18 protein-coding genes and 1 pseudogene are annotated in these 22,152 nt (G+C 42.7%); 2 read left to right on the forward strand and 17 right to left on the reverse strand.

Annotation, left to right across the window (positions count from 1 at the left end; translation table 11 throughout):
* Window positions 1-5: 5 nt before the first annotated feature.
* The 17 genes and pseudogenes from AC3WVG_RS01285 to AC3WVG_RS01365 form a co-directional block, all read right to left on the reverse strand.
* Window positions 6-782 (reverse strand): 2Fe-2S iron-sulfur cluster binding domain-containing protein, encoded by a 777-nt coding sequence (locus tag AC3WVG_RS01285; protein ID WP_488796368.1) that lies wholly within the window; start codon window positions 780-782, stop codon window positions 6-8.
* Window positions 783-791: 9 nt separating this feature from the next.
* Entirely contained in the window at window positions 792-2,252 is a 1,461-nt protein-coding gene (locus tag AC3WVG_RS01290; RefSeq protein ID WP_488796369.1) for a 2-oxoacid:acceptor oxidoreductase family protein, read from the reverse strand.
* Between the two features lie 20 nt (window positions 2,253-2,272).
* Complete coding sequence (locus AC3WVG_RS01295) at window positions 2,273-3,427, reverse strand: 2-oxoacid:acceptor oxidoreductase subunit alpha (RefSeq protein ID WP_488796370.1); 1,155 nt, start codon at window positions 3,425-3,427, stop codon at window positions 2,273-2,275.
* A gap of 18 nt (window positions 3,428-3,445) precedes the next feature.
* Window positions 3,446-3,715, reverse strand: coding sequence for a 4Fe-4S dicluster domain-containing protein (locus AC3WVG_RS01300; protein WP_252381171.1), 270 nt, complete (start codon window positions 3,713-3,715; stop codon window positions 3,446-3,448).
* A 55-nt stretch (window positions 3,716-3,770) separates the two neighbouring features.
* Entirely contained in the window at window positions 3,771-5,735 is a 1,965-nt protein-coding gene (locus tag AC3WVG_RS01305; RefSeq protein ID WP_488796371.1) for a 4Fe-4S dicluster domain-containing protein, read from the reverse strand.
* On the reverse strand, window positions 5,735-6,556 hold the full coding sequence (locus tag AC3WVG_RS01310) for a CoB--CoM heterodisulfide reductase iron-sulfur subunit B family protein (protein WP_488796372.1): 822 nt from the start codon (window positions 6,554-6,556) through the stop codon (window positions 5,735-5,737). The genes AC3WVG_RS01305 and AC3WVG_RS01310 overlap by 1 nt, the downstream gene beginning before the upstream one ends.
* A gap of 104 nt (window positions 6,557-6,660) precedes the next feature.
* Window positions 6,661-7,053 carry a 4Fe-4S dicluster domain-containing protein gene (locus AC3WVG_RS01315; protein WP_488796373.1) on the reverse strand — a complete coding sequence of 131 codons (393 nt, stop codon included), beginning with the start codon at window positions 7,051-7,053 and terminating at the stop codon, window positions 6,661-6,663.
* A gap of 21 nt (window positions 7,054-7,074) precedes the next feature.
* The gene (mdh, locus tag AC3WVG_RS01320) at window positions 7,075-8,007 is read right to left on the reverse strand and encodes a malate dehydrogenase (RefSeq protein WP_488796374.1); all 933 of its coding nucleotides are present in this window, start codon (window positions 8,005-8,007) and stop codon (window positions 7,075-7,077) included.
* 170 nt (window positions 8,008-8,177) lie between these two features.
* Window positions 8,178-10,031, reverse strand: a complete 1,854-nt coding sequence (locus AC3WVG_RS01325; protein WP_488796375.1) for a citrate/2-methylcitrate synthase — start codon at window positions 10,029-10,031, stop codon at window positions 8,178-8,180.
* Window positions 10,032-10,041: 10 nt separating this feature from the next.
* Window positions 10,042-11,316 (reverse strand): ATP citrate lyase citrate-binding domain-containing protein, encoded by a 1,275-nt coding sequence (locus AC3WVG_RS01330; RefSeq protein ID WP_488796376.1) that lies wholly within the window; start codon window positions 11,314-11,316, stop codon window positions 10,042-10,044.
* Between the two features lie 10 nt (window positions 11,317-11,326).
* Complete coding sequence (locus AC3WVG_RS01335) at window positions 11,327-13,264, reverse strand: aconitate hydratase (RefSeq protein ID WP_488796377.1); 1,938 nt, start codon at window positions 13,262-13,264, stop codon at window positions 11,327-11,329.
* A gap of 180 nt (window positions 13,265-13,444) precedes the next feature.
* Entirely contained in the window at window positions 13,445-13,594 is a 150-nt protein-coding gene (locus tag AC3WVG_RS01340; protein ID WP_488796378.1) for a hypothetical protein, read from the reverse strand.
* A 596-nt stretch (window positions 13,595-14,190) separates the two neighbouring features.
* Window positions 14,191-16,413: an NADP-dependent isocitrate dehydrogenase gene (locus AC3WVG_RS01345; protein ID WP_488796379.1), complete on the reverse strand. Its 2,223-nt coding sequence runs from the start codon at window positions 16,411-16,413 to the stop codon at window positions 14,191-14,193.
* Window positions 16,414-17,628: 1,215 nt separating this feature from the next.
* Window positions 17,629-18,684: a tRNA (adenosine(37)-N6)-threonylcarbamoyltransferase complex transferase subunit TsaD gene (gene tsaD, locus AC3WVG_RS01350; RefSeq protein WP_488796380.1), complete on the reverse strand. Its 1,056-nt coding sequence runs from the start codon at window positions 18,682-18,684 to the stop codon at window positions 17,629-17,631.
* A gap of 265 nt (window positions 18,685-18,949) precedes the next feature.
* Window positions 18,950-19,195, reverse strand: a pseudogene (locus tag AC3WVG_RS01355) (methyl-accepting chemotaxis protein); the annotation flags it as partial.
* Window positions 19,196-19,226: 31 nt separating this feature from the next.
* On the reverse strand, window positions 19,227-20,234 hold the full coding sequence (fbp, locus tag AC3WVG_RS01360; protein WP_488796381.1) for a class 1 fructose-bisphosphatase: 1,008 nt from the start codon (window positions 20,232-20,234) through the stop codon (window positions 19,227-19,229).
* Window position 20,235: 1 nt separating this feature from the next.
* Window positions 20,236-20,985, reverse strand: a complete 750-nt coding sequence (locus AC3WVG_RS01365; RefSeq protein WP_488796382.1) for a hypothetical protein — start codon at window positions 20,983-20,985, stop codon at window positions 20,236-20,238.
* A 383-nt stretch (window positions 20,986-21,368) separates the two neighbouring features.
* Here AC3WVG_RS01365 and AC3WVG_RS01370 point away from each other — a divergent pair, with 383 nt between their 5' ends.
* Window positions 21,369-21,800, forward strand: coding sequence for a hypothetical protein (locus AC3WVG_RS01370; RefSeq protein ID WP_488796383.1), 432 nt, complete (start codon window positions 21,369-21,371; stop codon window positions 21,798-21,800).
* A gap of 20 nt (window positions 21,801-21,820) precedes the next feature.
* Window positions 21,821-22,078, forward strand: a complete 258-nt coding sequence (locus tag AC3WVG_RS01375; protein WP_488796384.1) for a hypothetical protein — start codon at window positions 21,821-21,823, stop codon at window positions 22,076-22,078.
* The last annotated feature ends 74 nt before the right edge of the window (window positions 22,079-22,152 follow it).

The following is a 22,152-nucleotide window of genomic DNA, read 5'->3' on the forward strand; positions in this document are numbered from 1 at the left end:
CTCTATTATTCCAGAATCAAATATTTAGTGTCTTGAGGTTTCCAGGCCGGATCGTATGGTTCCGGCTCCCATTCTCTATCTTTATACCTCTGTTTTAATTCCTCATCAGAGAGGCCTTCTAGTTCATCTAGCATCCACTCAAATTTACCTGCCTCAATTTGCTCCACTCTTTTAGCCAGATGTTCGGCCTTTGGCTGAATATACTTGCCGTACAATCGCCGGGCGAGCATGGCCACGTGGAAATGCTGTATCTCTGCCGGGCAACGCATGCTACACATGCCACACATAATACAACTGTGTGATAACTCAGCAGCTTTTGCAATATCGCCACGCATCAAAGCCTGTATATAGTCCATTACCGGAATCTCCATGGGACAGGCTTTGGTACAGGTATTACAGGCCAAACAGCGAAATGTTTCGGGATACAGTTTCTCAATTGTACCTACATCAGGGGTAATTTCATCCATATTATAAGCAGTCTTGTTAGCAGGCACAAAGGGAATCTGTGTCAGGTACATGTCCGGCTCAACCGTGGTCTGACATGCCAGACCAAAACGGAGCCGGTAATCATCTTTAAGGCGATAAACCGTGGCACAAGCGCCACAAATACCTGCTCTACAGCCGCAACCTCTTTTAATTTGATAACCGGCAAACTCCAGGGCCTTCATAATAGTAAGCCCTTCCAGGACCTCATAGCGTTTACCCATTATATAAATGGGTATCCTCTTTGTGCCCTCTAAAACAATGGTCTTTTCACCAATGGTATATTCCTGTTCTGCCATCTCGGCCTCCTATGCTTCTTCCTTCTTCAACTTTTCCCCGTATTCATAACCAGCCTGAAAGGCCTTCAGGTTAAATTCTTCTGTTCCTTTGGGCACTGACATTTTCAGAGCTGACTGTACTGCATCCAGGCTGATATAGTCAGTCAAAGCGGAGATAAAACCTAGCATGACTATATTGGCAACTACTTTACGCCCTACCTCTTCGGCCATACGCGTAGCAGGCACAGCATACACTTTTACATCTTCCGGCAAGTCTTCTGGTTTCACCAAGTCTTTATCAATAAACAATGTACAGCCCGGTTGTATCTCAGACTTATATTTGCGAAAAGCAGCCTGGGCCATGAGCACCATAACATCAGGAACTTTAATATAAGGGTAATCTATCTTCTCTGACGAAATAATAACGCTAGATGCCGACGCACCACCCCTCGCTTCTGCTCCGTATTCCTGAGAGTACACTGCCTCATTACCATCAAAAATACACGTCGCACGGCCCATAATCAGGCCCAGAAGAGCAATTCCCTGTCCGCCAAGACCACCAAGCTTTATTTTGACCTGCTCCACCTTCTTCGGACTGCTGACAATCTCCGGAGCTTCTTCCTTAGTCTCTGGCACTTCTACTTTTCCGTCACCTCTAAACTTCTCAACTTTCACCTTGGGAGACAGCACCTCATGCATGGAGCGTAAAAGGCCAGGGCGTCCCTTATCTGCAAACACACCGCACAAAATAGGCGTATCCATCTGGATAACCGCATCTTGGGGATCAGGATTTTCCTTCACCACTGTTTGATTAAGGAAAAATTTAACCAAATCTATGCCCGTGCGCATCTTGTTTCTACGTCCCCAGTTAATTGGGCAGGCGGAAATGACCTCTATGAACCTGAATCCTTCCCTCTCCAAGGCTTCGTGAAAAGATTTCTTTATGTAATGAGAATGGGCTGAAGTCCAACGAGCCACATAATTGGCTCCGCAGGCAGTCATAAGCAGCGGCACATTAAACGGAGTCTCAAAATTTCCATAGACACTTGTAGTCGTCTTGGTCAAAGTCGGTGTGGTTCCGCCCATCTGCCCGCCAGTCATACCGTAGTTAAAATTATTGATACAGATAACAATCAAATCCATGTTACGGCGAGCAGCATGGATCAAATGGTTTCCCCCAATGGTGGTCAAATCTCCGTCTCCGCTGAAAACTATCACATTCAGATCAGGGTTGGCCAATTTCTGCCCGGTAGCATAAGCTACTGCCCGTCCGTGTGTGGTGTGAAACCCATCCAGCTTAAAATACCCCGCTGCACGACCGGAGCAACCAATACCTGATACAACGGTAAACTTATCCAGGTCTTGACCGCTCTCCAGCAGGGCCTCTGCTATATTGCTAATCGTACCCCCAATTCCGCACCCCGGACAAAAAATATGGGGCATACGATCTTCTCTGACTAATTTCCCTGAAGGATGCTTTATTTCTGACATTTTGTTCTCTCCATCTTAAACTAACTATTTTGAGCAATCTCTTTTACCCTGGCATATACCATATCTGGTTCATGGACTTCTCCGCCAGCATTGGGAATGAGGTATGTCTCACATCTGCCTTTGACCACTCTTTCTACCTCCAATGCCAGCTGCCCCAGGTTAATCTCAACTGTAACCATCGCCTTGACCTGCTTTGAAAGTTCAATCACCCTCTGCTCAGGAAATGGCCATACAGTTATCAGACGCAGCATGCCCAACTTTAAACCATCCATCCTGGCCCGTTTAACCACAGCGCGGCAGATCCTCGTGGACACTCCAAATGTTATTAGCACTATTTCGGCATCATCAATCATAAATTCTTCATATTCAATAATCTTTTCAGCATTTTGTTTTATCTTGTTGACCAGCCTGGGCACAAGTTGCTCATGCATCCGGTGGCTTAAATCCGGATATCCCCGCTCATCGTGAGTAAGACCAGTCACATGTACCCTATAGCCAGTGCCTGCTATGGGCATTTCAGGAACAAGATCATCTCCCACCTTAAAAGGCAAAAATCCTTCTTTAGGACCGGTCGCCACTTTTCTAAAAACAGTCTTTATATCCTTTTTCTCAGGAATCACTACTCGTTCGGACAAATGAGCAATGCTCTCATCACTTAACATAACGACTGGCACCCGCCAGGTCTCTGCCAAATTAAAGGCCTTAATCATAAAATCAAAACATTCCTGCGGTGAAGAAGGAGAAATGGATATAGTGGCATAATCTCCATGACTGCCCCATCTGGCCTGCATTACATCGGCCTGGGCAACAAGAGTTGGCAATCCTGTCGAAGGGGAGCCTCTCTGAACGTCAACAATGACACATGGAGCTTCTGTCATAACAGCAAGCCCCAGATTTTCCTGCATCAGGCTAAAACCTGGACCGGAGGTAGCAGTCATGGACTTTGCCCCTCCCCATGAAGCTCCGACGATGGCGGCCATCGAAGCAATCTCATCTTCCATTTGAATATAAATACCACCTACCTGCGGAAGACGCCATGACATTCTCTCGGCTATTTCATTTGAAGGTGTAATCGGATAGCCTGCATAATAACGGCAGCCTGCTGCTATCGCACCCTCAGCGCAGGCATGGTTGCCACTCATAAAATGTACCCCTGTTAAAACATCCTTTCCCATATTTTGTCCCTCGCTCCGCTAACTGGTTACTTTCTCTACATATATCGCAAAATCAGGACATACTTCCTGGCAATAACCGCAATTAATACAATCTTTTTCCTGACCCTGCTTAAGTTGTGGGTAATGATACCCTTTTTCATTAAAATCTTTTGACATCTCTAAAACCTGTTTTGGACAATACTCTACACACAGCCTGCACCCTTTACACCTTTCCTCAAAAACAACAGGCCGGCCACAAGGAACCTGTAATTTGTCCGCATTTAATAATTTTCTTTTTGCTTTAAGCATCTTATCCGTCCTTAAATCAAAATTTACTTTAATTACTCACCCCTTAGCCCTTCGCCTACTTCAACATAGCCCTTAATTGCTCTCGCAGTTGCGCTAAGGTAAATCCAGCAACATTGACTCCTTCCTTCGGGCAGGTAGCCATACACACTCCACAGCCCTGACATAAGGCCTTATGTACCTGGATATGCCTCGGACCGTCAGGCTCATCCTGAACCAAAGATATTGCCCCATAGGGACAAACTCCGACGCAAAGCGCACATCCGTCACAATTATCAAGATTAACTTCTGCCTTGATCGGTTCTAGAGCCAACTCTTCTTGAGAAAAGAGACCCAGGACTTTGCTTGCAGCCGCACTAGCCTGAGATACGCTATCAGGGATATCCTTGGGCGCCTGAGCTGCTCCGGCCAGATAAACCCCCATAGCCGAAGACTCAACAGGCCTGAGTTTTGGATGAACTTCATCTAAAAATCCATATTCATTAACTGGCGTCTTAAAAAGCTTGGCCAGCTCTTTTGCTCCTTTACTTGGCACAACCGCTGGAGCCAACACAACCATATCAGCTTCGATTTCCACTGCCATACCAGTTAATGTATCAGATCCCCATACAATTAATTTATCATCACGCTGAAATACTTTAGATACCTTGCCCCGCAAATAGGCAATCCTCTCTTCCTCCATAACCCGCTGCACAAATTCCTCATATCCTTTGCCCGCAGCTCGCACATCAATATAAAATACAAATACCTCACCATCAGGCACAGCATGCTTAAACATAAAGGCGTGTTTTGCAGTATACATACAACAAATCTTTGAGCAGTAAGCACAACCGTGTTCAGGATCACGCGAGCCCGCACATTGAATAAAGACGATCCGCTTAGGGATTTTGCCGTCGGATGGACGCCTGACTACACCGCTAGTTGGTCCGGAAGCCGTAACCAATCGTTCAAATTCAAGGCCTGACACAACATCCGGATACAATCCGCCGCCATACTCTTTCAAATCCTCAACAGGCATGAGATCATATCCGGTTGCCACAACAATGGCCCCGACCTCAATCTCTTCCTCTTTTGGCTCCATCAAATAATTTATTGCTTTGGGACCACAGGCCCTATAACATTGATCGCAGACAACAAGTTTTCTTGTATTCAGACAGTTTTCCAAATCAATTGTGTATTTAAGAGGTACTGCCTGGGAAAAGGGAACATATATAGCTTTACGTCCACCTAGATTTTGCTCAAATTCATTGGGCACAATCACCGGACATACTTCGGTACAGTCACCACATCCAGTACATTTCACCGGGTCAACATAGCGCGGTTTTTGCTCTATCTTTACTTTATATTGCCCCACTACACCCTGGACTTCCTTGACCTCGGAATAGGTGTATAGATGAATCTTAGGATGTTTGGCTGCTTCTACCATACGAGGTGTGAGAATACATGACGAGCAGTCCAGGGTAGGAAAGGTCTCGCTTAATTGGGCCATGTGTCCACCCAGGGATGGCGTCCTTTCTACTAAGTACACATCAAAACCGCCATTGGCGATATCCAAAGCAGCCTGAATCCCGGCTATCCCTCCCCCAACGACCAGTACTTTTCTGTTTAAAGGAACGCTTAGTGGTTGCAAAGGAACAGCCTGACCGACCTTGGCCACACCAGCCTTAATCAGCTCAAAAGCTTTGTCGGTAGCCTCTTCAGGCTCATGAGGATGAACCCAGGAGCATTGTTCCCTGATGTTAGCAATCTCAAGCAGATAAGCATTTACTCCCGCGTCTTCCAAGGCCTGCGCAAAAGTTGTAGCATGCATCTTGGGACTACAGGCAGCTACAACTATATGGGTTAAGCCAAGTTCCTTGATCTGATCCTGGATTGCTTTTTGGCCGGGTTCACTACAAAGGTATACATAATCGGTTGCGTAATAGACTTCTTCTAGTTCGGCTACAGAATTAGTCAGCCTTTTTATATCTATTACCCCGGCTATATTCTTACCGCAATGACAGATAAATACTCCAATGCGCATTAGCTGTTCTCCACTGTTTTTGTAATTCCTAATGCTTCGGACATAATTTCCGTAAAGTAATACACAGGTATATCTTTAAAACCTGAATAAATGGCCTTAATATTTTTTTGGCGCTCTTTGAGATTAAACGAACATAAAGGACAACTCGTTATGACCGCTTCCGCACCATTTTCTCTTGCATTTTCTAAAATCCTGTATGCGCGCCTGGCCACAATATCAGGTTTTACCGCTGTTAAATAGCTACCACAGCATTCAACCTGGTACGGGAAAAATACCGGTTCAGCGCCTAAGGCTTGCATGAGCTGCTCTAAAATTTGTGGCTGTTCGCAATCATCAATTGACGCACTCTGTGGACGCAACAATAAACATCCATAATAACAGGCAATTTTTCTGCCTGCCAAATCATTTTGCACTGCTTCTTTAATCCTATCTAAGCCCAGCTCCATAAGAAGAGTCAAAAAATGTTTGATTTCCACCGTGCCTGTATAGTCAGACTCTTCTTCCATAAAGGTATTTATCTTCTGGAGCCGATCCGAGTCCTTTGCTACAAATTGCTTCGCCTGAACTAATGTATTATAGCACATTGAACAAAGAGTTGTCAGTGTACTATAACCTAAGCCTTCTGCCCTAGCCAAAGTCCTTATAGGGCCTAGCTGCTTCATTAAATCGTCTTCGGCCAATGAATAGACTGTTCCGCAACAAGTCCATTCTGGCAATTCTTTAATTTTAAGTCCTAATGACTCGGCTATAGCTAAGGCTGATGTCTCAAATGATTTTGCTGTCGTCTTCAACGTGCATCCGGGAAAATAAGCAATCTCCATATCTGCCTTCCTTATTATTTGGCTCAATGCTGAAAGGTAAAAGCTGAATAAAACTGGTTACCAGAAAAATAACTTTAGACTTTATCCGTCAGCATTTCCAGCTTCTAAGTTGTAAATTTGCGCAGGGCACTGATTAGCGCAATCTGAGGAAGTGGCTCTTTGACCATTTCAGGCGGGGTAACCTGGTCGGCATTACTCTGACGCAAGATGGCCACCCGTACACCTTCCATCATCCTGGCTAAATTTACACCCTTAGGACAGCGAGCAGCACAAGTAAAACAACTGGCGCAAAGCCATATAGTACGCTTTTCTAATACTGCCTCACCCGCGCCAATCTGCAGAAAACGGATCACCTGATTGGGTAAAAGGTCCATTTCTGCAACCATTGGACAGCCTGCAGAACATTTACCGCACTGATAGCAGGCAAAAACATTTTCGCCACTTATTTCCTCAACCTTTTTCAGTAAATTGTCCTGAAGATTTAAGGCAACGCGCAATTTTCTTCTCCTTGAATTTAATCAAACATCGATACACTCTATCATCTCTTTAATCACATTAGCACCTTTGGCCATTTCTTGCATTTCATCATCAGTGAGTTTTATCTCAATAACCCTTTCGACCCCATCTTTTCCTAAAATTACAGGTACGCAAAGAGCACAATCTGATAAGCCATATTCTCCTTCCAGGCATACAGAACATGGCATAAGGCGCTTCTTATCACGCAAAATGGCATCAACCATCTCTGTTGTCGCTTCTGCAGGAGCATAATAGGCGCTACCGATCTGTAATAAACTAACTATCTCTGCACCTGCGTTCTTTGTCCTGTCTATTATCTTTGGCCACTTTTCCTGTTCCAACAATTCAGGCAATGGAACTGTATTTACATTGGCCAGACGAAGCAAAGGAATCATATTTGACCCTGTGTGGGCTCCGATTACCATTGCTTTAACATCCTGAGGGGAAACATCTAATTCCATGGCGATAAAGGTACGTAACCGGCTAGAATCTAGCATCCCTGACATACCCATAATCTGAGCCTGTGGCAAACCTACAAGTTTCTTGGCTGCATAGGTCAAGGCATCAACAGGATTAGTGACAATAATAATTTTTGCTTCTGGTGAATATTTTATACACTCTTTAACAGCATTGACAACAATTTTTCCGTTAATTCCTATCAATTCCGTTCTGGACATTCCAGGCTTACGTGGCAAGCCAGCTGTTATCACCACTAAATCCGAGCCTTTGGTCTGGGCAAAATCCGTTGTTCCCTGAATTTGACCATGAAATGCATTAATTGGCGAGGCTTCAAATAGGTCCAGACCCTTGCCCGCAGCGAGGCCGTCTTTGATGTCCAATAATACTATGTCTGCTATATCTTTTTGAGCTAAACAATGAGCAGTTGTAGAACCTACCATTCCAGCACCAATAATCGATACCTTATGTCTGCGCATCTTTCTCCTCTTTTTATTTTTATAGAGTTTTAAGTGTTAAGTTTTAAGTGTAGTGTGGACCGTAGACATATCCTCTCCCTAACACCTAAAACTTAACACTTAAAACTTATACAATGCGGGGGAAATCCCCCGCATTGTTTTTTTTAAAGCCTAGCCTAATCGAATGTTCATTAGCTTACTTCGCGTGGAGGCTCTGTAGCATACAAGATATCATCCATTGGATGGCGATAAAGTCCGGCTTTGAGCCGTTTCTGATCCAGAATATGACCGATTATGCCAATGCTGCGGCCAAGAACAAAAACTGCATTCAATGTTCCGGCATCAATAATTTCGCCGATTTCCTCTGAACTGAACCCTAAGTTAGCCAGCAAATCCACAAACAAAACTCCAATACATCCATCCACATTCAAAATCAGGTTACCCCTCTTAGCCGTGGTCACCTTTTCTACTTCAAGGGCATAGTCCAGATATTTGGTCGAGGGGAAGTTCTCTTTGGCATAATTCTTAAGCAGTTCAACCCGCTTGTCAGGATTACGTACACTCTTAATTTTATGCCCAATACCCTGAATCAAGGTACCAGCGGCCTTCATCTCGTTAACCATCTGCCTGGGAGTTTTGCCTTCATCACAGAACTTGCGGAAATAATAGGCAGCACCGTCAATGGCCCCGCCAAATCTGGGTCCAATCGTCAGGAGTCCGCTCGCCAGTGAAGAAACCAGATCCTTTCCGGCTCTGGAAGCAACGATAGCATTGTGGGCACCTGAGACACAGGGGCCATGATCAGCAACAATCTTTATACACATTTCAATATATTCGCTAGCCCATTTCGGTAAACGGCATTTTAACCAAAGCAAACCAATGACATCTCCAATACCCATCCCCTGCTCGACAACCGAGCTAATGGGAATATCATTATATGTAGCTTCTTCGCCGCTATCATCGCTGATGGTGCAGATAAAACTGGTTGCCCGGCGTACCTTGCCTTTTGCTTTTGCCTCGGCATAATCTTCAGGAACAGGTGGGACTTCTGGCTCTTCCAACTCAGGAATAACCCCCTTGGCCTTTAAGTCCTCAAAAGTTTCCCTGATGACCTTCCTGAGCTCGTCAAAAGATTTGGGGACAATGGCACCTGCTTCCTTAAAGGCTCTGTTTTTAGCCTCGGCAGTCTCGGAATCATCACCGGCCCTGGCGCCTGCATGACCGAATTGTACCTCGCCCGGGAAAAGTTTGGCGCAGGTCCCAGTACACCAGGCAACAAGAGGCTTGGTAATTTTACCGGCCTTCATGGCCTCAATTACTTCATATTCTTTTTTACCACCCAGCTCACCAAGGACAACCATCATCTTGATGTCCGGGTTGGCTTCATAGCGCAAACAATGATCAATAAAGGTCGAGCCAGGATATAAATCGCCACCTACAGCTATACCTTCATAAACTCCATTTGTGGCCTGAGAAATAATATTATTCAACTCGTTAAACAGACCGCCTGATGTAGAAACAAAAGCGACGCTGCCAGGTCGATAGAGTTTGCAACGAATAATATTTTCCAGGGTTCCTGCTGAGTTTCCTATTTTGAAGGCGCCGGCAGCAATTCCGCCTACAGTGGCAGGACCAATAACGCACTTGTTCATCTCCTTGGCTGTAGCCGCTATTATACGGGCATATCTTTCGGGTATGCCTTCAGCAATAATGGCCACAGTACGGATGGTGTCCTTGGCCAGAGCATCCATAGTCGTGGGATAGGCAGAACGATAGGATGAAAAATTGACCACCACATCAGCATTTGCATGCTTTTCAACAGCTTCATCAAACTCCCTGTAAATTGGGATCAAGATTTCCTTGTTGCCAAAAAAACATTTATGGTAACCGTTGTTACGCGTTGGGGCCACAATGGCAGCCACACTGGGGGTCTCGCGTCTACAGATATAGTCAAAGTCCAGCATCCGCTGGATTGCCCTTTGCTGATAGCCATAAATAATGGCCTGGGTGTTTCTATCAAACAAACAATATTCCGGTTTTGACATTGTGTCCTCCTTAAGCAGCTTGTTCTTCCAAGGCCAGTTTAACAACTCTGGTCATGTGGGCCTCTGGACCGTAAACTTCAATGCTAAGGCCTAACCTTTCGCCTGCAGCCTTGATTTTGGCGAGACCCTTTTCATAGTTGGGACCACCTCTGCGCACAAAAATCTTAGCATTCACGGCCTTTAACTTCTCGGTATAATCTTCCAAAGCCTTAACAATGCCATCAAAGGTCTTGGCCACGTCGGTAAAGTTGGCAATACCACCGCCTATAATCAGCACCTTGGGCCTGCCCTGCGGATCTTTTTCTCTGGTCATAAGGTCAAGAAGTGTCTTGGCATATTCATAGGTCTCGTCTGTGGTGGGGTTACCGCTATATTCGCCATAGTTGCCCAGTTCCTGCGCCCCACCAAGATCAGAAATGGTGTCGGTATAAACAACACTGGCGCCGCCGCCGGCCACCATTGTCCAGATCCGGCCTTTAGGATTAAGCACGGTGAGTTTCATTGATGAACCGCTCTTGGCATCCAACTGCTTGATATATGCCTCTTCCGGAGTGCTCTTGCGTCCAAAAGGTGTTGGGAAGGTAAGATCGCCCCACTTCTCCACACACTCGAACTGAGCGGTATCGTCCAGGCGGGCAACTGCATCCAATGGGAAAAACTTGTTCCCCTCTAAAACAAAGGGATTAAACTCTAGGTAGGTAAAATGATAATCAACGAAGAAGTCATATAATGCCTTTACAAGGCGAGTTACAGCTTCCTTATTCTCTATTTCTTCTGGAATGGCCTGAGCAATCTTTTCCTCAATATTTTCTTTGGCAAGAATAGGAATAAATACTTCATTGACTGTGTTCCATACCTCTTCGATATCTACACCGCCATGAGCAGAAATAAAAATCTTATCTCCTTCTCTTTCTGTGGTCATGGCCAAATAATATTCCTTCTCATGTGGAACACATGGCTCGACCAAAAAACAATTCAACTCATTGGTCACCTGGCCAATGGTCACGTCTTTGTTCATTCTTTCGCCAATCCAGGCCTTTACCTCATCCAGGCTGGCATTTACCAGGACCAGGCCATGCTTGCCTCGCTTTCCGAACAATTGGTCCGGCTTGGCTACCAACTTTTCAGTAGCCAACCAGGGATTTTCTTTTACCAGGACGTCCCAATCTGTTTCAGGTGTAACCAAAACGCCCTTAAATTCAAAAGCAATCTCTGGCAGATTATCTTTCAGATAATTTGCCAGCATTCTTTTTGCATCATATTCTCTAATGCCGCGTTGTGCCATGATACTCTCCTTACGCTTTCATTTTCATATAGCTAAGTGTTCCACCAGCCAAAAGGATCTCTTTCTGACGGTCTGAGAGCTGATAAGTTACGGTAAAACTTTTACCTTTGGTTTTATTCACAACTGTCAGATCCTGGCCAGCCTTAATCTTTTCCCGCATATCCGCTATCTCCAATTCGTCATCCTGAGCAACATCCTCGTAATCGGCCTCATTGAGAAATAGCAGCGGAGCAATACCAAAGTTCACAAGATTTGCCGCGTGGATGCGTTCAAAAGATCTGGCAATAACGGCCTTTACCCCCAGATACATGGGACAAATTGCCGCATGTTCTCTGGAAGACCCTTGACCATAACTCAGACCACCAACAATTATATTATGTTTGTTTTTCTCTTTATAGGCCTTGGCCCGGATATGAAATTCCGGATCCAGAACCTCAAAGACAAATTCTGCGTATTTGGGCACATTGGAACGATATTTCATCCGGCTGCCCGCTGGAATGATATGGTCGGTGGTAATCTCATCACCAACTTTGATGGTTACCACGCCATCTATCTTTTCAGGCATGGGATCATTCACTGGAGGCTCGCCAATATTTGGGCCACGATAAATTTCAATCTTTTCTGGCTCTGGTGACGGAGCGATAAACATGGTGTCGTCAATTAAGAACATTTCAGGCTGAATAATCTCAGGATAGCTTATCTCCAATGCACGCGGATCAGTAACCTTGCCGGTAATAACAGCAGCAGCAGCAGCTTCAGGACTAAGCAAATAAACATCTGCTGACTTTGTCCCACAGCGCCCCAAGAAATTGCGGTTACTGGTCCGTAAAGACACGCCATTGCTGCGCGGGGCACAACTATTGCCGATACAAAAACCACAAGCGCTTTCAGCTATTCTGGCACCAGCAGCAATTAATTTATCCAGCGCTCCGTTCTCTGCCAGCATACGCATAACCTGTCTGGAACCTGGAGCAACAACAAAACTCACATCCTGATGACAAACCTTGCCATCCAGCATTTCAGCCACGATCATAAGATCGCGATAAGAAGAATTTGTGCAACTACCAATGCAAACCTGATCAACAGCCAGCCCTTCCACTTCTGCCAGCTTTTTCACATTACCAGGGTTGTGCGGACAGGCAATCATCGGCTCAAGCTCGCTTAAATTAATTTCCACCTCTTTTTCATAAACAGCGCCTTCATCAGCAGCCAGCGGCACCCAATCTGTCTCCCTGGCCTGTGCCCTTAGAAATTCTCTGGTCACTTCATCACTGGGGAAAATAGAAAAGGTCACCCCACACTCAGCGCCCATATTGGTAATGGTAGCCCGCTCAGGAACACTCAGTGTTTTTACTCCTTCGCCTGTATATTCAAACACGCATCCGACATTGCCTTTGCTGCCAAAAATCTCCAGTACTTTTAAAATTACATCTTTAGCAGTCACCCACTCAGGCAATTTACCTGTCAAATTGATGCGAACCACTTTGGGACAGGTGAGATAAAACGGCCCGCCAGCCATAGCCACGGCAACATCCAGACCGCCAGCGCCAATAGCTACCATGCCAATGCCGCCACCAGTTGGGGTATGACTGTCAGAACCAAGCAGGGTTTTGCCAGGAGCAGCAAACCTCTCCAGATGTACCTGATGACAAATACCATTGCCGGGACGGGAATAAATCATCCCGTATTTTGCAGCCATTGTTTGTAGGTACTTGTGATCATCAGGATTCTCAAAACCAGCCTGAATAGTGTTGTGGTCAACATAACTAACTGAAAGTTCAGTCTTTACCCTGGGAATGCCCATAGCCTCAAACTGAAGGTTACACATGGTGCCAGTGGCATCCTGAGTCAAAGTCTGGTCTATGCGAATACCTATTTCTTTCCCAGGCTCATACTCGCCCACGACCAGATGACTTTCCAGAATTTTTTGGGTCAAGGTTTTGGCCATTAGTTTCTCTCCTCATTTTTTTCCTTGTGGAATTTAATAAAGTTAATATTAACATTCTTGAAAATTTGCACTTCAAATTCGATATGAGGTACAAAAAAAGTGATAAAAGGTACAAACCTATTATGCAGGAAAAATAGTTGTGAATTTTTACCGTTCACGGGACAATTAGCTCCGGTCATTTTAGTTGGTTATAATTAAGCTTTCAGTAAAGGCGTGGGGCAATCGTTCCAGGTAGGGATCAAGTAGATATTCCAGGATGGTGCGCTCGCCTGTCTTAATATTGACCAGCACAATCATATCGGGAAATGGCGATATTTTTGTCCTTCCCATTCAAGATAATCCCGTATTAAAGTTACACTGGCCAGCTAAAAGGTACGGCCATACTGCGCGGTAAAAGCATCCGGGTTACACATAAACCACATCTTGCATGGGTAGCAGCGCTTCAACGACCAAACTGTCATCCGAAGCACCAACTCTAATAGTCTTACCCGACTGCACAATTAACACCGTGTAGAGACATATACTTTCTTTACAATTCCATTCTCTGGAGAATGTATAATAGTGCACAGGTACAGCCCCCCTCAGGTGTTCAGAATGGTCAAGGACTATAACGAAGCACAATAAAACTCAAGGATTTAGGCTAAATAAAACTTAACACTTAAACAAAAAGTTAAGAAAAATAGACAAAGCACTTCCTTTCAAAGGAAGTGCTTTGTCTAGCTTATCAACATGAAGCCGTGAATTATTTCAAATCTAAACCGTCTAAGTTGGAACTGTCTCCCCGCACCTAAGGATGAAGGCCTATTGTTTTGAAAACTGAAGTTCATTTAATACAACCGTATCCGATTAGGTGCGGGAAGGACAGTCCTCTTTCTGATATTCAAAACGGTCATGATTAGATAAATTCACGGTTTCAGGGAATTAATTTAAAGGGAGTCAATAATGTCCCTAAAAATTTTACTTGGCCGCATGGCAAACTCAGTTTTCTCTTTATCAGGATGATAATATCCGCCGATGTCTTTAGGAGATCCTTCTGTTGCCTGGATCTCTTCTAATATTTTTGCTTCATTTGTTTCCAGCTCTTTAGCTACTTTGGCATATTTTTGTGCCAGTTGCTCATCTTCAGTTTGTTCAGCCAGAGCCTGGGCCCAGTAAAGTGCAAGATAGAAATGGCTTCCTCTCGTGTCAAGTTCTCCTACCTTTCTCTTTGGTGTTTTATCATTATCAAGATATTTACCAATAGCTTTAGACAAAGCATTTGCTATAATAAGCAATTTTTTATCTTCAGATTGCTTGTAAGCAAGTTGTAATGATTCAGCAAAAGCCAAGAACTCTCCTAAACTATCCCATCTCAAATGTCCTTCTTTGACAAATTGTTGAACATGCTTGGGCGCACTACCTCCAGCACCTGTCTCATACACACCACCTCCGGCAATAAGTGGAACGATAGAAAGGCTCCTAGCACTTGTTCCGACTTCAATAATGGGAAACAAGTCAGTTAAATAATCTCTTAGTACATTACCTGTTGCTGCAATAGTATCTTCACCGTTTCTAAACCTTTCTAAAGTAAACTTCATAGCATCTTGAGGTGGTTTGATGTAATAATCAATATTGTCAAGGTTATATTTAGGTAATTCTTCTTTAACCTTCTTAATGATTTCTCTATCGTGGGCTCTAAATGAATCAAGCCAAAAAACTAAAGTCCATCCACTCTCTTCTGCTCTATCTACAGCAAGCTTAACCCAATTTCTAATTGCCTTATCTTTGGTAATACAGCTTCTATAAATATCTCCTTCATTTACACAATGCTCAAGTAATATTTTTCCATCTCCATCAACAACTTTTATAGTACCATCAGCAGGAGGGAAAAATGTTTTATCGTGCGAACCATATTCCTCAGCTTTCATTGCCATTAAGCCAACATTAGCAACACTACCTACTTTAGTTGGATCAAACTGCCCTCTCACTTTAATATCTTCCACTATTTCACGATACATTGTAGCATAACTTCTATCAGGGACAGTAATAACACAATCGTCAACTTCTCCAGATGGCCCCCAGCCTTTTAAACCATTTTTAATGACTGCAGGTATAGAAGCATCGACAATAACATCATTAGGTCTATGCAAGTTAGTAATGCCATTATCTGAGTCAACCATATACAGCCTTGGCTGCCTGGCATAAATTTCTTCTAATGTTTTCTTGATCTCAGCCTGCTTATCTTCTGGCAATTTGGTTAATCTTGCCTCAAGATCAGACAAGCCATTGTTAGGATTAAATCCAATCTCCTCCAACTCTTTATTGTATTTTTCAAACAATTCTTTATAGTAAACCCTGATAGCGTCACCAAAGATAACAGGATCAGAAACTCTCATCATTGTAGCTTTTACGTGCAAAGAAAAAAGAATGTCTTTTTCTTTAGCATCTTCAACTACCTGCGAAAAGAAATCACGCAGCTTTTGTCTATTCATGAAAGTCGCATCAACTACATCTCCCTTTCCAACCTCAATTTCTTTTAAAACTGTTTCCTGACCATTGTTATCTGTAAAAACGTACTTGATTTTAGTATCTTTTTCAATTGTTACAGATTTTTCATTTTCATAAAAATCCCCACTAACCATATGAGCCAGATAACTTTTGGAACGAGGATCGACATCTCTCATTTTATGAGGATGTTTCTTGGCGAACTCTTTGACAACCTGAGCCAGTCTTCGATCTGAATTTCCCTGCCTTAAAACAGGATTAACCACACTACCTATACATCTATCATAGCGTGCTTTTATTTCTTTTTCCTTTTCAGTTTTTGGGTCTTCTGGGTAATCTGGCAAAGCATAACCCTGAGATTGAAGCTCACGAATGGTTTCTTTAAGTTGAGGCAAAGATGCTGAGATGTTGGGGAGCTTCATAATATTTGCTTCCGGCTTAAAGACAAGCTCTCCAAGAAAAGCTAAATCATCTGGCACTCTTTGCTCTTCTGGCAGGTAATCTGGAAACTGAGCCAGAACTCTTCCAGCCAATGAAATATCTCTAAGCTCAATTTCTAGATTGGCGTCTTTGGTCATTGCCCGTACTATTGGCAATAAAGAATATGTTGCAAGAGCTGGAGCTTCATCTACCTTGGTCCACGCGATAGTCGCTTTTTTAGACATACATGTCCTCCTTAAAAAGGTTTTAACCTCCATCCGTGAATTACTTCATGTCAAACTCCCCAGAGCGCTGACAGCTCTCCCGCACATCTACAAAAAGAATACCTGTTGCTTTAAAAAGCGAACACAATATCATAGTTGTGTCCATGCACGCGCGAAAGAAGTAGCCTGCTCTGGCGTTCAACATGGTCAATGATTATAACGAGGTAAGGATTCAATTCACGGATTCAGGCTTATAAATAAGTAGGTTGTAACTAATTTTCACTTTTTGAGTTAAATACGCCCTCACCAGTATACTCAAAAATGCCAGCACCAGTTGATTTTCCAGAATTTTTGGGGTCAAAGTTTTGGCCAATAGCTTGCCTCATCAATTTTTCCTTGTGGAATTTCAGAAATGTAATATTAACCTTCTTGAAAATTTGCACTTCAAATTCGATATGAGGTACAAAAAAAGTGATAAAAGGTACAAATTTATTATACTGGAAAATAGTTGAGAATTTTAACCGCTCGCAGGACAAATAGCGCCAGTCATTAGGCCTGGCATTGAAATATATAGTTATTAAAAAGCCTCTAAAACCATAGTCAGCACAAATTCCAGCCCTTGCCCCCCTAGACCCCCAGGATGAGCTCCAAAAAATTTTCCAGTTCCCTGGTTCTGGTCAGGGCAATGCCTACTTTAATCAATTTTTCTGTAAAATCGCTCATTGACCCATATTTTAGGTACTGGTTAATATTTTAAGAGCCTGTGGCCATACCCCATTTTAACCGCTGATTGAAAGTCTTGGTTTCTGAAATGCATTACAAACGGCTTGGGTAACCCAATCTTAACGAAGCTTGCGGAAGAACAGAGCATCGGGGTGACAAAGCTAAATATCGGGGACTATTTGCCATAACTATCGATAATAAAAAGAATATTTGTTTGCCCAAAGTGTCCCATTATGCTCTGTCCGCAAGCAAGTTTTAGATGGGTCCAAGTCTTTGTACCAGCATGAAAGAAACCAAGACTGAAATAAACCTTGGAAATTAAGTTAATAAAAGGTTCGGCCACAGGCTCTATAGATGGATCCAGGCATTTGCACCAGCTTGAAAGAAATCAGGATTGAAAAAAATTATGAAAATTTGTCCTCTTAAGTAAGGTTTGGCCACAGACTCTTAACCGAAAGTTTCGGAGTCTTAAAAAGACCATTTTTAAAGAACCCTTTGCCGATGGGCACTCTTTCAATCTTTTATATAGTCCCAGGGGATTTTCTTGCCTCTAGGAATTGCCTCTAAATCCAAGCCATGCTTCAACCCCGCCAGCCCCAATATTTCTCCATAGTAAGCTATCATGGCCCCATTATCAGTACATAGTTTTTTACTAGGGAGGACCAGGGGCAAATTCTCTTTCTGGCACAAATCTTCTATAGTCTGTCGAATCAAAGTGTTGGCCGCAACTCCTCCAGCTAAGATAATACTTCTAGGTTTAACTCTTTTTAAGGCTCGGCTTAACTTGATCTTTAAAGTTTCAGCTATAGTCCAGTTAAAGGAGGCACAAACCGTTGCCAATTCAAGGTCAGGCGTAAATCCGGGAACAACTTCATCCATGCTCTTCAATGCTAAATGATTATTCTTTTTAAGAAAATTGGCCACCGCAGTCTTTAATCCGCTAAAACTAAAGTCTAAATTGTCGTTGTCAATATAAGGCCTGGGGAAAAGACCAGGATCAGGATCAGCCTTCTGTGCGAACCGGTCAATATACACCCCTCCCGGGTATGGCAAATTCAGGAACTTAGCTACCTTATCAAAAGCCTCACCGGCAGCGTCATCAAGGGTCTTGCCCAGCAGCTCAAAATCAAACGGCGATCGGATAAAATAAATATGCGTATGCCCGCCTGAGACCAAAAGCCCCAAAGACGGAAACTCGATTTCTTGCTCCAGACCAGCTGCCAGCAAATGGGCATAAAGATGATTTACCCCAACCAGAGGCTTATCTAGGGCTAAGGTCAAGCCTTTGGCAAAACCCAACCCGACTAAAAGACTACCAAGAAGCCCCGGACCTCTTGCCACAGCAATAAGCTGGATATCTTTTGTGTCTACTCCACATTTTAGGAGTAAATCATCAAATAAGGGAACTAATGTGCGCAGGTGTTCCCTGGAGGCTATTTCCGGCACAATACCACCAAATATTGAATGGATATCTATTTGCGAAGCAATACTTTCGCCAATCAGCTTGCCCTTATCCACCAAGGCCAAAGCCGTTTCATCGCATGAAGTCTCAATTCCTAAACAGAGCATTATTCCATAGATTGTGGTTTGAAGGTCTCAATATTAAAAGTTCTCACATAATTACTATCTCACAAAAAAAAGAATAACAAATTACTTCTAAACTCCGAATTAAATCCCGTCCATATAATTATTCTAAGAATTTCAGAGAATTACCGAATTGATAACAAACAGTCAATAAAATTAAAAAAATAAAATCCCGCTTAAAGCGGGATTTTATTTAACTTCTATTTAGATACTACCTCTTCTCAGAACTTCCAATCTAAATTGCTTCAATGGTCTTCTCCGCTAGTTTGCGCACCTCATCGACCACTACAGCAAAACCACGACCGGCCTCGCCTGCTCTAGCTGCCTCAATAGCTGCATTAAGGGTCAGTAAATTTGTCTGATCAGCAATATCTGAAATCACGGTCATTACCTGGTATATAGCACCTGCCTTTTTCTTTACCACTTCACACTCTTTCATCGCGAGAAAAAAGAATAACCTCCGTTTCGAAAAACAGTCGAACCTATATAAAACCAGCTTAAATTTTACCGTTCAATTTCTCAACTTGCTATGTACTACACTTGTAAATGTCTGCTACTTTCTGGACATCCTTTTTCGATCCTACGAACAGAGGCACCCGCTGATGCAGTTCTTGTGGCTCAATATCTAAAATCCTTCTCTGCCCATCAATAGCCATTCCACCTGCCTGCTCGGCAATAAAGGCCATGGGATTGGCCTCGCATAGTAACCTGAGCTTTCCAGAAGGTTTTTTGGGGTCTCTTGAATCGGCTGGATACATGAAAATACCACCATAGAGCAAATTGCGGTGAAAATCAGCAACCAAGGAACCTATATAACGTAAGGAATATGGCCTATTAATCTCATTTTCAGGGGATTTAAAGTAAGAAACAACTTGCTTAGTAGGTTCATCCCAGTAATGCCAGTAACTTTCATTAATTGAATATATCTTGCCTTGTTCCGGAATCTTAATATCCGGATGAGAAAGCAAAAATTCGCCCACACTGGGATCCAAAGTAAAACCATGCACTCCATTTCCTGTCGTATAAACCATCATAGTTGATGAACCGTAAATAAAATAACCTGCAGCCACTTGATCTGCCCCCTTTTGGAGCACATCACTCAAAACAACTGGCCGAGTACCATCTTTACGCCTGTAAATGGAAAAAATAGTGCCTATACTCACATTGACATCTATATTTGACGAGCCATCCAGGGGATCAAAGATCAAAATATAATCTCCCTGACCAAATTTTGCCGGGATCTCTATTAAATCGGCATTCTCCTCAGAGGCCATGGCACACAGAACCCCTGCTCTCTCCATACGATGGATAATGACCCTGTTGGCGTACTCATCCAGCTTTTTCACCTGTTCTCCCTGGACATTTACCTCCCCGGTAAATCCCAAAACATCTACCAAACCAGCTTTGTTTACCTCTCTGGATATTATCTTAGCTGCTAATATTAATTCATTTAACAGCCGAGTAAATCGACCGGTAGCCATTGCACTTGCTTTCTGATGCACAAGTAAATGTTCTGTTACAGTAATTTGACGCATCTCATCCCCCCTTACTCTCTGCCATCAAGTATATGAGCCAATTTTCCTCCAGTGATCTAGAGAACCAATAAAAATTCCTATCCTTGACCTCCAACTGACCAAAGACACTGTTTTTAAGCATCTCGGTTCTATTTCTTTGCGTAAACACTTTACTCAATTCTCCGTACTTACCAGCCCAAATAAGTTTCCCCTCAGCAATAATCGCCAATTCTTCAGGCCTGGGGCTTAAACTTGCCCATGTTCTGGGATCAAAATGTACCACCAGGAACCCCTGAACTTGGTTATTTTTAAAAAAAGGTCGGCCTAGGTATACTTCCGGGCCAAAAACCGAATCTTGGACACAAACACGAACTTTTGGCTCATTTACTCGCAAACTTTTTGTAAGTAGCCCACTAAAATTCAATGTCTTCATGGAGTAGGCAGGACGCTTAAGCAAAATATGACCATTTCTATCAATAGCGGCCACACCATTTAACCAGGGAAAGTCCTTCAACATTTGCTCAAACCAGACTTCATCGGGATAACTATCCTGAACATCTAACCTGTGCAAAACATCGCTTAGCTGCCTATCCATAGGATATAAAATCTTTGCAAAATATTCCTCTTGTTTATTATCCAACCCATTGGCTTGTAGGTCAACTTCCGGATCTGGATTTATATATTCTTTGTAAAAGTTTTTTGTTGACTTCCACGCTGTACACCCAGTGATAAAAAGACAAACCATTATTAAATTGATAATCAACTTGTACATTTTTTTATTCTCCTTTATCTTAAACAGACTCAAACTAGTTTAGCTTATTGAGTTTATAAAATTTTTTAAACATGTTATGTAAAAAAAGTACACAGGAAAAACAAAAATTCACTATTTAAACTCACCCTAAATCTTCATAGTGACGAAAAAAACTACTACTGACACGATACTAATAAACTCTTTATACCTAAGCTTTTGATTATTATTTTTTGTTAACCTAGTCTTGTCTATCAAGCTGGAATATTCTATAATGTTTTTATTTAAGGAAACATTTTTTTGGGATGGCCAGCGATTTGCCTACTTTTAAACTTCATATTCTAGCGAAAAGGCAAGGGGAAATCATAAACTTTCCAAGCAAATAGATCGAAAAAAAATTAACAACAATGACTTTGCTTTTATATCTTCTTATTTTTCTCATCTTCGCAATTATTAACGCCCTGCTTTATGTCCAGATCAACTCGCAGGCTCAATCCCGATTACAGACCTTAAAAGAAGAAGAGAAAAACCTGACAGAAGAATATCGCAAATTAAAGGCTGAAGTTGAAGCTCTAAAAAAACAGGCAAACAATCTAAAAACAAAATTAACTGAAGAAAAAAAAGTCGAACAGCCTACTCCAAAATCAACTCAAAAAGAAAAGCCCGACCCCATTAACTTACTCAAACTCGAAGGATTAATAACAAATGAACAGCTTGAAAAAGCCAAAAACTATATCAAAAAAGCCAATTCCAATCTCGAATTAATCGATGCTTTGGTGGTCCTTGGATACTTAGATAAAGAAAAACTAACCTGGGCCAAGAACAAGAGTCAAGAGTAAAACATTTTATCTTTAGAAAAATGAATTCTCTATTATACTACATTATCATTTTAAGCTTTCTTTCTTTCTGGTTCATCGGTTATATATATGTTAAAAGACAAAATGAAATCACAGCCAAAGAAAATAGCTTAGCGATAATCCGTTCTAAGAGAAAATATCAAATAGAAGGATTAAATAAAACCAAAGAACAACTGCAAAAAGAAATTAAATATCTTGAGGCAGAATTTAAAAAACTGCAAGCTGAGCACGAAAAGATAAAGAATGAACAAAATACTTAACCTGGATCCGTGAAAATTGACTCAACAACGATTCCTGTAACAATCCGAGGCTTTTGGAAAACAGCGAAAACTGT

It is taken from the genome of Desulfovulcanus sp. (genome assembly GCF_982781345.1).

Bases quoted from the DNA above. Each gene is read 5' to 3' on its own strand.
- AC3WVG_RS01285 (WP_488796368.1), bottom strand. From the start codon at position 782: ATGGCAGAACAGGAATATACCATTGGTGAAAAGACCATTGTTTTAGAG.
- AC3WVG_RS01290 (WP_488796369.1), bottom strand. From the start codon at position 2,252: ATGTCAGAAATAAAGCATCCTTCAGGGAAATTAGTCAGAGAAGATCGT.
- AC3WVG_RS01295 (WP_488796370.1), bottom strand. From the start codon at position 3,427: ATGGGAAAGGATGTTTTAACAGGGGTACATTTTATGAGTGGCAACCAT.
- AC3WVG_RS01300 (WP_252381171.1), bottom strand. From the start codon at position 3,715: ATGCTTAAAGCAAAAAGAAAATTATTAAATGCGGACAAATTACAGGTT.
- AC3WVG_RS01305 (WP_488796371.1), bottom strand. From the start codon at position 5,735: ATGCGCATTGGAGTATTTATCTGTCATTGCGGTAAGAATATAGCCGGG.
- AC3WVG_RS01310 (WP_488796372.1), bottom strand. From the start codon at position 6,556: ATGGAGATTGCTTATTTTCCCGGATGCACGTTGAAGACGACAGCAAAA.
- mdh (WP_488796374.1), bottom strand. From the start codon at position 8,007: ATGCGCAGACATAAGGTATCGATTATTGGTGCTGGAATGGTAGGTTCT.
- AC3WVG_RS01325 (WP_488796375.1), bottom strand. From the start codon at position 10,031: ATGTCAAAACCGGAATATTGTTTGTTTGATAGAAACACCCAGGCCATT.
- AC3WVG_RS01330 (WP_488796376.1), bottom strand. From the start codon at position 11,316: ATGGCACAACGCGGCATTAGAGAATATGATGCAAAAAGAATGCTGGCA.
- AC3WVG_RS01335 (WP_488796377.1), bottom strand. From the start codon at position 13,264: ATGGCCAAAACCTTGACCCAAAAAATTCTGGAAAGTCATCTGGTCGTG.
- AC3WVG_RS01340 (WP_488796378.1), bottom strand. From the start codon at position 13,594: ATGGGAAGGACAAAAATATCGCCATTTCCCGATATGATTGTGCTGGTC.
- AC3WVG_RS01345 (WP_488796379.1), bottom strand. From the start codon at position 16,413: ATGTCTAAAAAAGCGACTATCGCGTGGACCAAGGTAGATGAAGCTCCA.
- tsaD (WP_488796380.1), bottom strand. From the start codon at position 18,684: ATGCTCTGTTTAGGAATTGAGACTTCATGCGATGAAACGGCTTTGGCC.
- fbp (WP_488796381.1), bottom strand. From the start codon at position 20,234: ATGCGTCAAATTACTGTAACAGAACATTTACTTGTGCATCAGAAAGCA.
- AC3WVG_RS01365 (WP_488796382.1), bottom strand. From the start codon at position 20,985: ATGTACAAGTTGATTATCAATTTAATAATGGTTTGTCTTTTTATCACT.
- AC3WVG_RS01370 (WP_488796383.1), top strand. From the start codon at position 21,369: ATGACTTTGCTTTTATATCTTCTTATTTTTCTCATCTTCGCAATTATT.
- AC3WVG_RS01375 (WP_488796384.1), top strand. From the start codon at position 21,821: ATGAATTCTCTATTATACTACATTATCATTTTAAGCTTTCTTTCTTTC.